The organism is Pseudovibrio sp. Tun.PSC04-5.I4 (assembly GCF_900104145.1).
In the GTDB taxonomy this organism is placed as follows: domain Bacteria; phylum Pseudomonadota; class Alphaproteobacteria; order Rhizobiales; family Stappiaceae; genus Pseudovibrio.
Genome location: NZ_FNLB01000007.1, coordinates 1 through 12,537 on the forward strand (window position 1 = coordinate 1; position 12,537 = coordinate 12,537).

Annotated in this window: 12 protein-coding genes and 3 pseudogenes; 12 read left to right on the forward strand and 3 right to left on the reverse strand. The window is 54.1% G+C overall.

Annotated elements, in window-relative coordinates; all coding sequences use genetic code 11:
• The 3 genes and pseudogenes from BLS62_RS32320 to tnpB (BLS62_RS26715) all read left to right on the forward strand — a co-directional run.
• A pseudogene (locus BLS62_RS32320) lies at positions 1–111 on the forward strand (IS5/IS1182 family transposase); the annotation flags it as partial.
• 486 nt (positions 112–597) lie between these two features.
• A complete protein-coding gene (locus BLS62_RS26710; RefSeq protein WP_093189713.1) occupies positions 598–906 on the forward strand; it encodes a hypothetical protein in 309 nt (102 codons plus the stop codon).
• A complete protein-coding gene (gene tnpB / locus BLS62_RS26715) occupies positions 903–1,106 on the forward strand; it encodes an IS66 family insertion sequence element accessory protein TnpB (RefSeq protein WP_093189716.1) in 204 nt (67 codons plus the stop codon). The genes BLS62_RS26710 and tnpB (BLS62_RS26715) overlap by 4 nt, the downstream gene beginning before the upstream one ends.
• A 45-nt stretch (positions 1,107–1,151) precedes the next feature.
• On the opposite strand, the gene BLS62_RS26720 is transcribed toward tnpB (BLS62_RS26715), so the two are convergent.
• From BLS62_RS26720 to BLS62_RS26730, 3 genes and pseudogenes are all read right to left on the reverse strand, one after another.
• Positions 1,152–1,583: a hypothetical protein gene (locus tag BLS62_RS26720; protein WP_093177126.1), complete on the reverse strand. Its 432-nt coding sequence runs from the start codon at positions 1,581–1,583 to the stop codon at positions 1,152–1,154.
• Positions 1,580–2,121, reverse strand: a pseudogene (locus BLS62_RS26725) (recombinase family protein). Before BLS62_RS26725 ends, BLS62_RS26720 begins: the two are co-directional and overlap by 4 nt.
• A gap of 136 nt (positions 2,122–2,257) precedes the next feature.
• Positions 2,258–5,152, reverse strand: a complete 2,895-nt coding sequence (locus tag BLS62_RS26730) for a Tn3 family transposase (RefSeq protein WP_093189717.1) — start codon at positions 5,150–5,152, stop codon at positions 2,258–2,260.
• 1,012 nt (positions 5,153–6,164) lie between these two features.
• On the opposite strand from BLS62_RS26730, the pseudogene BLS62_RS26740 reads away from it, so the two are divergent.
• The 9 genes and pseudogenes from BLS62_RS26740 to tnpB (BLS62_RS26780) all read left to right on the forward strand — a co-directional run.
• Positions 6,165–7,394, forward strand: a pseudogene (locus BLS62_RS26740) (IS66 family transposase); the annotation flags it as partial.
• A gap of 83 nt (positions 7,395–7,477) precedes the next feature.
• Positions 7,478–7,816 (forward strand): transposase, encoded by a 339-nt coding sequence (locus tag BLS62_RS26745; RefSeq protein WP_093189725.1) that lies wholly within the window; start codon positions 7,478–7,480, stop codon positions 7,814–7,816.
• Complete coding sequence (tnpB, locus tag BLS62_RS26750) at positions 7,813–8,160, forward strand: IS66 family insertion sequence element accessory protein TnpB (RefSeq protein WP_093189727.1); 348 nt, start codon at positions 7,813–7,815, stop codon at positions 8,158–8,160. Before BLS62_RS26745 ends, tnpB (BLS62_RS26750) begins: the two co-directional genes overlap by 4 nt.
• 63 nt (positions 8,161–8,223) lie before the next feature.
• Positions 8,224–9,792 carry an IS66 family transposase gene (locus BLS62_RS26755; protein ID WP_093189730.1) on the forward strand — a complete coding sequence of 523 codons (1,569 nt, stop codon included), beginning with the start codon at positions 8,224–8,226 and terminating at the stop codon, positions 9,790–9,792.
• Between the two features lie 38 nt (positions 9,793–9,830).
• Positions 9,831–10,169 carry a transposase gene (locus BLS62_RS26760; RefSeq protein ID WP_093189725.1) on the forward strand — a complete coding sequence of 113 codons (339 nt, stop codon included), beginning with the start codon at positions 9,831–9,833 and terminating at the stop codon, positions 10,167–10,169.
• Positions 10,166–10,513 carry an IS66 family insertion sequence element accessory protein TnpB gene (gene tnpB, locus BLS62_RS26765; protein ID WP_093189727.1) on the forward strand — a complete coding sequence of 116 codons (348 nt, stop codon included), beginning with the start codon at positions 10,166–10,168 and terminating at the stop codon, positions 10,511–10,513. The genes BLS62_RS26760 and tnpB (BLS62_RS26765) overlap by 4 nt, the downstream gene beginning before the upstream one ends.
• 63 nt (positions 10,514–10,576) lie before the next feature.
• Positions 10,577–11,800 (forward strand): IS66 family transposase, encoded by a 1,224-nt coding sequence (locus BLS62_RS26770; RefSeq protein WP_093189733.1) that lies wholly within the window; start codon positions 10,577–10,579, stop codon positions 11,798–11,800.
• Between the two features lie 42 nt (positions 11,801–11,842).
• Positions 11,843–12,181 carry a transposase gene (locus BLS62_RS26775; RefSeq protein WP_093176425.1) on the forward strand — a complete coding sequence of 113 codons (339 nt, stop codon included), beginning with the start codon at positions 11,843–11,845 and terminating at the stop codon, positions 12,179–12,181.
• Entirely contained in the window at positions 12,178–12,525 is a 348-nt protein-coding gene (gene tnpB / locus BLS62_RS26780; RefSeq protein WP_093189737.1) for an IS66 family insertion sequence element accessory protein TnpB, read from the forward strand. Before BLS62_RS26775 ends, tnpB (BLS62_RS26780) begins: the two co-directional genes overlap by 4 nt.
• Positions 12,526–12,537 lie beyond the last annotated feature (12 nt).

Below are 12,537 nucleotides of genomic sequence, written 5' to 3' on the forward strand. Positions count from 1 at the left end.
GCCAGCCGTCGTCACAAATTTGACAAGAAGAAATATCGTGTCACGAACTGGCGTGACTATAACGAAAGTCTTCGTAATCGTGGTGATTTGACGATCTGGGTCAGCCGTGAGATTGGGAAGGAGCACGGCTAACGCATGAAACTATAAGCTTATGATTTTTTGCATATAATCATTATTCCAGCCTGCTGTTTTTCGATGTCTTTTTATGCTGCCTGTGCGGGTTGTGTCGGCTTTGACGAGATTGATAGAAATTTTCCTCAGAACACTTAAATTTGCGGCCGCGTTACGGTCGCGAATGCGGCTGTCGTCCTCGCGAAATCCAACATCAACACCCAGTGCAGACTTTCGATGGCCCAATGATTGCGGATCGCAGCGGCAAGAACAACGGGCGAGGCCTCGGCGCTGGTGAGAAAATAACGAATGTCGGCAGTGACTTTGGAAGGTCCTCCGCATGGACATGATTGATGGAAGAAATTGTTTCAACTGTAACCGTCCGCTCAGGACCGCCTTACTTGATTGCGTTTGATTGAGTATTTTCTTCTTCAGTTTTAGTTGAGGAGGCAAGTCATTGTTGGATGAATCGAGGCCACGGCGGTCGTGGACACGGGTAGAAAAGGCGGCAATCACTGCGCAAGTTGGGTTGATGGAGCAACGCTGTTTGATGTTGCGCAGAGCCATGGTGTCGGCCGGTACTTGCTGAAGCGATGGATGGCTCAGTACTGCGAGAGCAACACAAGTGAAAACACGAAGGCTCCCATTTTTGTGCCTGTTGTTGTTACTGATCCTGAGCCTTCAGGACCCGCCGTTATTGAGGTTGGGCTCGGGAACGGTCGCAGCCTGAGGGTTTCCAGTGACTTAAGTGATGCGCAGGTTCGCCGGTTTATTGGGCTGGTGGAAGCGACATGATCGGGCCGGGAACAGGTGTGCGGGTTTATCTTGCGTGCGGTGTGACGGATATGCGCAAGGGCATTGCGGGTCTGGCCGCTTTGGCGGAGACGGAATTACGCCAGCGCCCTGCAAATGGCGCCGTGTTTGCGTTTCGCGGTCGGCGCGGCGACCGGATCAAGTTGCTTTACTGGGATGGTCAGGGATTTTGCCTTTACTAGGCCCTATGGGCACATAGCTGCATATTTGGCCATCTTGAGGAACAATCAGCGAACTTTAGCTATTGATTGAAGCAGCACGCGAACCTGTTCGGGCGAGAACTTAAATAGTCGCCCATCAGAGATCCGTTTCGCTGAGATCGGGTATTTGGGACGCCTAGTATCCAGGCCAGCAATGCGGAAACGCTCTTCCCCATCACTAAATATCTCGCCGTAGTTTTCCTTCTTTAAGCCATATCGCGAACACAGAAGTTCAAAGAGTTCTTTGTCTAAATCCTCATCCTGGCCCTCTGCCACCGGAACCTTTACCCGCAGCACCATTTCAAAAGCATCGCCTCTGGATTTGAGACGCTTCCCACCTTGCTCAACTTCCAGCCCATGAGTTTCCGCAATTTTACGACAGGCTTTCAGCATTTCCTTCTCAAGGGTTTCGCTCAGGCGGGGTGTGATGCGCACATGTTTTTCACGTTGGCTGGTCATCGGTTCTTTACCTTGTAAACTGTTCCTCGAGAGACGCCGAGCTCTCGGGCAATCTCCGTTGGGCTCTGGCCAGCAGCAAGCCGCACTTCAATCTTCTTTGTATCAATCTGTGGCGGGCGGCCTTTGTAAGCACCTCTTGTCTTTGCCGCCGCAATGCCTTCTGCTTGTCGCTCGCGGCGCAGATTGGTTTCGAACTCTGCAAAGACACCGAGCATATCGAAGAAAGCTTTGCCGGCAGCCGTTGAGGTGTCGATAGGCTGCTCAGTCGCAAACAAATGAGCACCCTTGTCTTGCAAGCGCCGTGCAATAACTTGCAGGTCATGCATAGACCGGGCAAGCCGATCAATGCGGGTGACCACCAGAGTTTCGCTCGGATGGATAAAGTCCAGGATTGTCTGCAACTCAATACGCTCTTTGAGAGAAGCCCGCTCTTCTGTTCCGAGCGGATCAGATGACACCCAGCTGCTTCCAATGCAAGAACTTGCGCTTCCAGATTCTGATCGGTGGTAGAGGTGCGAGCGTAACCGATGCGAGACATAAATTTGTTCATTTTGGGTATGCCATGAGCCATTTCTGTTCACTAACACAAATTTAACCCAAAATGAACAAGATACCGGGCTCACTCTGTGTTCATTTCAGAGTGTGAGCCACGGGTATACCCATAGTGCGTTCATTTACGCAACTAATCGACTTTCAAAGTCAATGCGCTGTTCCAAATCAAGCTCAAAACGGCCATAAGGATTGATGTGACTGTATATCAGTGGTGTCAGACCTCGGTAATCTTCTGCGGCAAGTCGGCTAGCCCAAACAGGATCTGAAAGCACCGATTGCACCATGCGGGTGTTGACGTAAACCAGTGAGGCCTGCAACAAGTGCAGAGACAAGGCCGAGATCTCCTGATCTTCAATGCGGTTACTAGCAATCTCCCCGCCCTTGCCGAAGAACACAAAGCCGTTGGCGCTGTTCCAGTTCTCTACGACATTGAGCCCTTCGTTGATTTCACGGCGATAATTCTCCGAGCGCAAATACCGACACAAGAAGATCGTCTTGATGGCTCGGCCCAGTTCAGTCAGCGCTTTATAGGTTGGGTGCATGACTTCGGAGCGGGCAAAGCGGCGTAAAATTGCTTCCGGATCTGCGGTTCTGTGCTGCATGGCTGCGGCGTACTTGACCATTTCGTCATATTGGCGGGCAATCTCCTCCCAATTGATGGCACTGGACAGGATCGGCAGCAGGTTGCTAAGCTCACTGCGCATAGTGTTTGAAGGCAATGCCAGTTTTTGCCGACTGATCGCCTTAAGGCGTGGGGCAAGCTCAAACCCAAGCAAGTGACAAAACGCAAAGCCGACAACGCTTTGGCCATGGCTGTCCACATACTGACGCTGGATCTCCATGTCGGTGCAATGACGCAAAACACCCTCAATCATGGCAGCAACTTCAGAGGATGAACAGCGTTTTAGCTGAGAATAGATACAGGTTGCCTGCCGTTCCACATGCCAGTAGATCATTACACCTCTGCCGCCGTAACGAGCATGCCATTCGCTCATGAGGTTCCTATCCCAGGCTCCAAACTTTGTGCTGTCTGCTGCACAAGCTGTCCCGGCTTCCCCCCAAATAGCGGGGTTGCGGATTGCCAAGGTTGCATCAGTTACGCGCGCGCAGGCAGCCCTTAAAGCGGCAGGATAAATATAATTGCGGCGCACATGCAGCAACTCTTCGTAGCTGACATCGGCAAGACCACCGGCAATACGTTTGAGGCCTGCGTTTGTGCCAAGACCGTAAAGGCAAAGTAACAGTCGTCGGTCACGCACATCTGAAGCTAGCACCTCACGACTTGCAGAGGTTTCAAAGCGGTCCAAGTATCCCGTTCCAAGGGCAGCTTCCTTAAGCGTATCCAATAGTCCCGTCATCGGCCATTGACGAGTGATTTCCGCTTTTAAAGAGACCAGTCCTTTGGGTTCCGGCGCAGGTTCAAACGGACTGACAGAGATCCGGTTCTTGCCGGTCCAACGGAGCCTGATCTTGTCATTGCGAGGCAGGGACGAATTGAGCTGACGTAGCTCATCCTCCAATGTCTTTCTGACCTCAGACACAAATGCTTCTGCATCTCGTGTCAGCTTCAGTCCCGCATAATATGTGTCGCGGCGCTCGGCAAAATCCTTTGGCAGGTCTTCATCCGGATTTCGATAACGATCTGCTCCCACTACCCAGATTTCCTTGGCACGAATTCGCTCACGCAACTGGGTCAGGAGGCACAGCTCAAAGGAAATCACATTCACGCGGCCTTTGTCATCAATCACGCTGCCACGCCATTTAGTTGGAATGGCCTCCACCGGAACATCATCCTCAGAAACAAACCGCTTACCTGCCTTCTGCAGTTTCGTAATACAGGTCAGCCCCTCCAGCACAGGACGCCAAGCTGCGTTGTTGGATCTGAATTCCAGGACAGAAAGAAGCAGTGGTAGCATACGGCGATAATGTGAGGCATATGACCCACGCATCACAAACTGAATTTGACGATCCAGAGTTCCTTTTGAGCGATACTCTTTGACAATCGCTGATAGTTTCTGCTGCCCGGCGACCGGATAGATCACATCACAGATCCGCCCCTCCGGGTGTTCCATGGAGGCCATGGCAATCTCTGCCAGCAAGCGCTCCTTGCCATGAACCTTCTCGATTTCACGGCTAATATCCTTAATCACCTTGCGCTTTGATTTTACATTGATCCGGTGGATCTGTTCCACCAGAAGGTCAATCACCCGATCAATCATCTGGGACTTGCGGACTATCAGATAAAGTGCGAACAGGCCTAATCGGCGCTCAACGCTGTGTCTACGCATCTGCGAAGCCGTTTCTGCACTCACCCGTCGCACGATCCGGTCAATGAAGGAGCACTCAACCTCCTTAAGAAAATGTTCTGGAAGCTGTAAGCCCTCAACAAACTGAAGGCGTTCAATTGCGGCCAGAATGTTGTCCAGCGTAGCCCCACCGATATCATCTTTCAGGCGCGAAAATCCGGTGGAAGCATCCGGCTCCACCAATGAGGTTTCCATCTTTACAATGGCTTCCTGAGAAAGTTGACTGACAATTTTTTGCAGTAACTCTTTCTGAAACTCACGGCGTGCAGAACGAGCAACACGTTCAATGATCTTTTGGGAGGGCGCAAACACCTTCTTCTCAAGACACCACTGGTAGGCAATTGAAATCAGGTCTTCAACACCATTGGCGTGACCACAATGTTCGCGTCGTAGCCAGTGTGCTAGCAGAGTTCTATGCCTATCCGACATCCGCTCAAAATCGAGAAACTGTATAATTTCCATCATGTGGCGACGCGCGGAACGGCTTTGAAAGTCATAGTCAAATGTGACAGGCCGATTACCACCGAGCTGATCACTCAGATAGTTTAAAACTTCTTCGCCAACCTGAATATCTTCATCTGCAAAGTAACCAAAGTGCTGAAGGTGTTTGAGTTGGAGTGCAACGCCGAGGCGGGTCCGCGTATTGTAGCCATTGATGAAAGTGAGGTCGTCGAATGACAGTCCCCACGTAAGACTAAAAGTCTGATCCATTGCAACTCTTTCCTAACTTGAAGAAAAAGTCACTTTGGCGAGCAAACATGTCTTAAATAGTGATGTTCAGCACTTGTTCCTCAAGATGGCCAAATATGCAGCTATGTGCCCATTGGGCCTACTACAAGGTGCTGGGTGCGCCTCGAACCTGGTTTCGACCGGGGCGCTTATGTTTGGAATTCTAGTGAAAGGAGGGGTTTCCTTTAACAGACCGTCCTTTACTGCGAAAGGGCGAGAGCCGAAGCGGCGGTGATTTGTCGTGAACTGGCAAGGTGACGTAGCCCGTGGGATAAAGAGATGTGCGACGAAGCCATTAAGTCAAGACCCATCTTCAGGCTGAGTATTGGAAGGTTGAGGAACACGAACCGGCTAAACCGTATCTGAGGGGCTGAATTGTAGCCTCCGCCTACATGGCTTAACAGGCGGAACATCGGTCGCGCCATGGATTTCATGACCGGAAGCGCGCAAACCGACAGCGTACTCCAGAAACGCTTTCGAGGGTGTCGTCAACTTATGCAGTTTGTTGGCGATGGCCGATGCCGACTTGCGGGACGCAAGGGAAAAGACTACGGCCGGCAGCCTAACCAATACGCTTTAAGTCCAACATAGGAACGAGGGAAGGCGTGTGCCGAATGAGGTTGGTATATTTAATACTCGCAAGGGAGTTCACCCCGATGACGGCCACGCTGGCGGAGTTCCCGTAGTAGTCCGGGATAGGGAAAGCCTGTCACATGGCGAAGGGGAACAGTTCAAGCTGCTTAGGGCTGCACATTAACTGACCACAACGAGGTGAAGACCTTTGATAATCAGCGACATGCAACACAAGCTTGCGAAATGGGCGCAGGACGAGCGAACCAGAAGATTTGATCGCCTCTTACGCTTAATTGCTGATCGGACTTGGCTGACTGAGGCTGCCCGGGTTGCCTTGGCGTCGAGCGGCGCAAAGACCCCGGGCCCTCCGTGCCAGGAGCCGGAAGATGAGCAGTTGCCCGTGCCGGAACTGGCCACCTCCACACTTGAAGAGCCCCCCAAACCGACCCGCGGCAAACCTCGGGTGCGTAGCGATGTGGAACGCGAGCGGGTCACTCTGCAGTCACCCAAAGCGTGCCCCGAGTGTGGCGGCGAGCTGCGGCTCATCGGGGAGGATGTGTCTGAGCTGGTGGAGTTCATCACCGCAAAGCTAAAGGTGATTGAAACGGCGCGGCCCAAGACGTCCTGCCGGGTGTGCGAGAAAATCGTGCAAGCTCCAGCACCAACCCGGCCCATTGAAAAATCCAGTGCCGGAGCCAGCTTACTGGCGCATATTCTGATCTCCAAGTTCGATGATCATTTGCCGCTATACCGTCAGAACGAAATCCTTGCCCGGCATGGCATTGATATTCCCCGCTCTACTCTGTCGGACTGGTGCGGGCTTGCCATGAAAACGCTGGCTCCGCTGAGCGAACTGCTTAAAGCTGAGGTGATGCTCTCAGATCGCTTGCATACCGATGACACACCCATTGATGTCCTGGGTCGCCAGTTCAAGGCGGCGAGCGGTTCCGGCAAAGCTTCGAGGCAGGGCCGGATCTGGACCTATGTGCGCGATGATCGCCCCTTCGCAGGAGAGGCCCCGCCTATTGCTGCCTATTGGTTCTCCGCAAATCGCAAGGCTGACAACCCGCGATGCCACCTCAAAGAGTTTTCCGGCATTCTGCAGGCCGATGCCTATGCCGGCTACAAGCAGCTTTATGACAGCGGGGACATTAAAGAAGCCGCCTGTTGGGCGCATTGGCGCCGCGACTTCCATGATATCTTCACCGCCACCAAATCAGAACTGGCCAGATACGCACTGGAGCAGATCGGTAAGCTTTATGACATTGAACGTCAGATCAGCGGAAAACCACCAGACCTGCGGCATGAGGTGAGGCAGAAGCACAGTAAACCCATCGCTCAGGCCTTCAAGGCCTGGTGCGAGGCTCAGCTTACCCGCATCTCAGGCAAATCACCGCTGGCCAAAGCCATCCGTTATGGCCTCTCCCGTTGGCACGCCTTCACCTTGTTCCTCGACGAGGGTCGCGTCGCGATCGACAACAATGCGGCTGAGCGCGCAGTCAGACCTATTGCATTGGGCCGTAAAAACTTCTTATTTGCCGGATCAATGGCCGGCGGAGAAACTCTGGCAGACGCCATGACGTTGATTGAAACCGCCAAACTCAATGGTCTCAACCCGCAGGAATATCTCACAGATGTCCTTGCCCGCATCGTAACCGTCCGCTCAGTACCGCCTTACTTGGTTGCATTTGATTGAGTATTTTCTTCTTCAGTTTTAGCTGAGGAGGCAAGTCATTGTTGGATGAATCGAGGCCACGGCGGTCGTGGACACGGGTAGAAAAGGCGGCAATCACTGCGCAAGTTGGGGTTGATGGAGCAACGCTGTTTGATGTTGCGCAGAGCCATGGTGTCGGCCGGTACTTGCTGAAACGATGGATGGCTCAGTACTGCGAGAGCAACACAAGTGAAAACACGAAGGCTCCCATTTTTGTGCCTGTTGTTGTTACTGATCCTGAGCCTTCAGGACCCGCCGTTATTGAGGTTGGGCTCGGGAACGGTCGCAGCCTGAGGGTTTCCAGTGACTTAAGTGATGCGCAGGTTCGCCGGTTTATTGGGCTGGTGGAAGCGACATGATCGGGCCGGGAACAGGTGTGCGGGTTTATCTTGCGTGCGGTGTGACGGATATGCGCAAGGGCATTGCGGGTCTGGCCGCTTTGGCGGAGACGGAATTACGCCAGCGCCCTGCAAATGGCGCCGTGTTTGCGTTTCGCGGTCGGCGCGGCGACCGGATCAAGTTGCTTTACTGGGATGGTCAGGGATTTTGCCTTTACTACAAGGTGCTGGAAAAGGGCCGGTTCCCGTGGCCTTCACCAGTCGATGGCTCAGCCCGACTTACCTCAGCACAGCTGGCCATGCTGTGGGAAGGGATGGACTGGAGACGCCCCAGTTGGGGAGCTCCGCCCGCTCGAATGGGGTGAATATCTTGGGTTTTGAATGGGGTATTACTTTGATATTGGAGATATATGAGGTAAAATACCCATATGAACCAGTCTCTTAACTCCCTTCCTGATGATCCAGTTTTACTCAAGGCCATGGTGCTGGCGTTGCAGGGAAAGGTTGAGAGTTTACAAGCCAATGAGCAGGCCCATCTGGTTCTGATCACATGGTTCAAACAAGCTTTGGCCAAGTTGCGCAGGCAACGCTTTGGCGCATCTTCAGAAAAGATCGACCGCGAGATTGCCCAGCTTGAACTGGCGCTGGAAAACCTGGAGACTGCCCACCCATGCCAGGAGCCGGAAGATGAGCAGTTGCCCGTGCCGGAACTGGCCACCTCCACACTTGAAGAGCCCCCCAAACCGACCCGCGGCAAACCTCGGGTGCGTAGCGATGTGGAACGCGAGCGGGTCACTCTGCAGTCACCCAAAGCGTGCCCCGAGTGTGGCGGCGAGCTGCGGCTCATCGGGGAGGATGTGTCTGAGCTGGTGGAGTTCATCACCGCAAAGCTAAAGGTGATTGAAACGGCGCGGCCCAAGACGTCCTGCCGGGTGTGCGAGAAAATCGTGCAAGCTCCAGCACCAACCCGGCCCATTGAAAAATCCAGTGCCGGAGCCAGCTTACTGGCGCATATTCTGGTCTCCAAGTTCGATGATCATTTGCCGCTATACCGTCAGAACGAAATCCTTGCCCGGCATGGCATTGATATTCCCCGCTCTACTCTGTCGGACTGGTGCGGGCTTGCCATGAAAACGCTGGCTCCGCTGAGCGAACTGCTTAAAGCTGAGGTGATGCTCTCAGATCGCTTGCATACCGATGACACACCCATTGATGTCCTGGGTCGCCAGTTCAAGGCGGCGAGCGGTTCCGGCAAAGCTTCGAGGCAGGGCCGGATCTGGACCTATGTGCGCGATGATCGCCCCTTCGCAGGAGAGGCCCCGCCTATTGCTGCCTATTGGTTCTCCGCAAATCGCAAGGCTGACAACCCGCGATGCCACCTCAAAGAGTTTTCCGGCATTCTGCAGGCCGATGCCTATGCCGGCTACAAGCAGCTTTATGACAGCGGGGACATTAAAGAAGCCGCCTGTTGGGCGCATTGGCGCCGCGACTTCCATGATATCTTCACCGCCACCAAATCAGAACTGGCCAGATACGCACTGGAGCAGATCGGTAAGCTTTATGACATTGAACGTCAGATCAGCGGAAAACCACCAGACCTGCGGCATGAGGTGAGGCAGAAGCACAGTAAACCCATCGCTCAGGCCTTCAAGGCCTGGTGCGAGGCTCAGCTTACCCGCATCTCAGGCAAATCACCGCTGGCCAAAGCCATCCGTTATGGCCTCTCCCGTTGGCACGCCTTCACCTTGTTCCTCGACGAGGGTCGCGTCGCGATCGACAACAATGCGGCTGAGCGCGCAGTCAGACCTATTGCATTGGGCCGTAAAAACTTCTTATTTGCCGGATCAATGGCCGGCGGAGAAACTCTGGCAGACGCCATGACGTTGATTGAAACCGCCAAACTCAATGGTCTCAACCCGCAGGAATATCTCACAGATGTCCTTGCCCGCATCGTAACCGTCCGCTCAGTACCGCCTTACTTGGTTGCATTTGATTGAGTATTTTCTTCTTCAGTTTTAGCTGAGGAGGCAAGTCATTGTTGGATGAATCGAGGCCACGGCGGTCGTGGACACGGGTAGAAAAGGCGGCAATCACTGCGCAAGTTGGGGTTGATGGAGCAACGCTGTTTGATGTTGCGCAGAGCCATGGTGTCGGCCGGTACTTGCTGAAACGATGGATGGCTCAGTACTGCGAGAGCAACACAAGTGAAAACACGAAGGCTCCCATTTTTGTGCCTGTTGTTGTTACTGATCCTGAGCCTTCAGGACCCGCCGTTATTGAGGTTGGGCTCGGGAACGGTCGCAGCCTGAGGGTTTCCAGTGACTTAAGTGATGCGCAGGTTCGCCGGTTTATTGGGCTGGTGGAAGCGACATGATCGGGCCGGGAACAGGTGTGCGGGTTTATCTTGCGTGCGGTGTGACGGATATGCGCAAGGGCATTGCGGGTCTGGCCGCTTTGGCGGAGACGGAATTACGCCAGCGCCCTGCAAATGGCGCCGTGTTTGCGTTTCGCGGTCGGCGCGGCGACCGGATCAAGTTGCTTTACTGGGATGGTCAGGGATTTTGCCTTTACTACAAGGTGCTGGAAAAGGGCCGGTTCCCGTGGCCTTCACCAGTCGATGGCTCAGCCCGACTTACCTCAGCACAGCTGGCCATGCTGTGGGAAGGGATGGACTGGAGACGCCCCAGTTGGGGAGCTCCGCCCGCTCGAATGGGGTGAATATCTTGGGTTTTGAATGGGGTATTACTTTGATATTGGAGATATATGAGGTAAAATACCCATATGAACCAGTCTCTTAACTCCCTTCCTGATGATCCAGTTTTACTCAAGGCCATGGTGCTGGCGTTGCAGGGAAAGGTTGAGAGTTTACAAGCCAATGAGCAGGCCCATCTGGTTCTGATCACATGGTTCAAACAAGCTTTGGCCAAGTTGCGCAGGCAACGCTTTGGCGCATCTTCAGAAAAGATCGACCGCGAGATTGCCCAGCTTGAACTGGCGCTGGAAAACCTGGAGACTGCCCACCCATGCCAGGAGCCGGAAGATGAGCAGTTGCCCGTGCCGGAACTGGCCACCTCCACACTTGAAGAGCCCCCCAAACCGACCCGCGGCAAACCTCGGGTGCGTAGCGATGTGGAACGCGAGCGGGTCACTCTGCAGTCACCCAAAGCGTGCCCCGAGTGTGGCGGCGAGCTGCGGCTCATCGGGGAGGATGTGTCTGAGCTGGTGGAGTTCATCACCGCAAAGCTAAAGGTGATTGAAACGGCGCGGCCCAAGACGTCCTGCCGGGTGTGCGAGAAAATCGTGCAAGCTCCAGCACCAACCCGGCCCATTGAAAAATCCAGTGCCGGAGCCAGCTTACTGGCGCATATTCTGATCTCCAAGTTCGATGATCATTTGCCGCTATACCGTCAGAACGAAATCCTTGCCCGGCATGGCATTGATATTCCCCGCTCTACTCTGTCGGACTGGTGCGGGCTTGCCATGAAAACGCTGGCTCCGCTGAGCGAACTGCTTAAAGCTGAGGTGATGCTCTCAGATCGCTTGCATACCGATGACACACCCATTGATGTCCTGGGTCGCCAGTTCAAGGCGGCGAGCGGTTCCGGCAAAGCTTCGAGGCAGGGCCGGATCTGGACCTATGTGCGCGATGATCGCCCCTTCGCAGGAGAGGCCCCGCCTATTGCTGCCTATTGGTTCTCCGCAAATCGCAAGGCTGACAACCCGCGATGCCACCTCAAAGAGTTTTCCGGCATTCTGCAGGCCGATGCCTATGCCGGCTACAAGCAGCTTTATGACAGCGGGGACATTAAAGAAGCCGCCTGTTGGGCGCATTGGCGCCGCGACTTCCATGATATCTTCACCGCCACCAAATCAGAACTGGCCAGATACGCACTGGAGCAGATCGGTAAGCTTTATGACATTGAACGTCAGATCAGCGGAAAACCACCAGACCTGCGGCATGAAGGTAACCGTCCGCTCATGACCGTCTTACTTGATTGCATTTGATTGAGTATTTTCTTCTTCAGTTCTAGCTGAGGAGGTAAGTCATTGTTGGAAGGATCGAAGCCACGGCGGTCGTGGACACGGGTAGAAAAGGCGGCAATCACCGCGCAAGTTGGGGTTGATGGAGCAACGCTGTTCGGTGTTGCGCAGAGCCATGGTGTCAGCCGGTGCTTGCTGAAGCGATGGATGGCTAAGTACGGCGACAGCAACACAAGCGAAGACCCGCAGGGTCCCCTTCTTGTGCCTGTTGTTGTTACTGATCCTGAACCATCAGGACCAGTTGTTATTGAGGTTGGGCTCGGGAACGGTCGCAGCCTGAGGGTTTCCAGTGACTTAAGTGATGCGCAGGTTCGCCGGTTTATTGCGCTGGTGGAAGCGACATGATCGGCCCGGGAACAGGTGTGCGGGTTTATCTTGCGTGCGGTGTGACGGATATGCGCAAGGGCATTGCGGGTCTGACCGCTTTGGCGGAGACGGAATTACGCCAGCGCCCTGCAAATGGCGCCGTGTTTGCGTTTCGCGGGCGGCGCGGCGACCGGATCAAACTGCTCTATTGGGATGGTCAGGGTTTTTGCCTTTACTACAAGGTACTGGAAAAGGGCCGGTTCCCGTGGCCTTCACCAGTCGATGGCTCAGCCAGATTGACCTCAGCACAGCTGGCCATGCTGTGGGAAGGGATGGACTGGAGACGCCCAAGCTGGGGAGCTCCGCCCGCTCGAATGGGGTGAATATCTTTGGTT